General features: G+C 63.7%; 1 protein-coding gene. It reads right to left on the minus strand.

Annotation, left to right across the window (positions count from 1 at the left end):
* Positions 1–479 (minus strand): PE family protein (locus A9W95_RS04125; RefSeq protein ID WP_156745993.1); only part of this gene is annotated, 479 nt, incomplete at its 3' end.
* Positions 480–826 lie beyond the last annotated feature (347 nt).

Below are 826 nucleotides of genomic sequence, written 5' to 3' on the forward strand. Positions count from 1 at the left end.
CCAATCGAGAACAGCTGCCGGTTGACACCGCCCGTCCCGCCGGCGCCGCCGTTGCCGCCTAGCCCGCCGGCGCCGCCGTTGGGATTTGCCGCTGTTCCACTGGCGCCGTCGCCGATCAGCGGGCGGCCCAGCAACACCTGGCTGGGCGCGTTGATCGCCGCGAGCACGTTTTGCTCGACGGCCTGCAGCGGGTTAACACTGGCGGCTTCAGCCGCGGCATACGAAGCCGCGCCGGCCGACAGGTTGTGTACCAACTGCTGGTGAAACGCCGCCAGCTGTTGGCTGATCCCTTGGTAGGCCTGACCGTGAGCGCCGAACACCGCGGCGACGGCCGCCGACACATCATCGGCAGCAGCAGGCAGCAACTCAGTGATAACTCCCGACGCCGCGGAGTTTGCCGCTGCGATGGCCGAGCCGATACCGCCCAGATCTGTTGCCGCCGACGCCATCACCTCTGGACCGACCACCACGAAGGACATGTGACCCCTACCGACCGAAATTATCGGGTACGAAAAATCTCGCAAATCGTATCGGGCGGCCCGCGGCGGGACGCTCACTTCGGACAAATTGCCGGCTCGCCGTGCGAGGCGATGACGACCCGACATGCCGCCCAAGCGCCAAAAAACCTTTGTGCCGCTAAGGAAAAATTTCCCGACAAAAAGTCTGTGTTTTCGCGTGCCGATGCCCATATGTCCGTATTGTCAACGGATACTCAGACGATATGGCCGTATTGTGACGGTCGGATACAGGTGGTGCTCCGCCCAGTCGGGAGATGTTGGATGGCTTCCTACCTGATTGCCGCACCAGAACCGCTGGCGGCGGCTGC

Source organism: Mycobacterium sp. 1423905.2, from assembly GCF_001673155.1.
Classification (GTDB): Bacteria; Actinomycetota; Actinomycetes; order Mycobacteriales; family Mycobacteriaceae; genus Mycobacterium.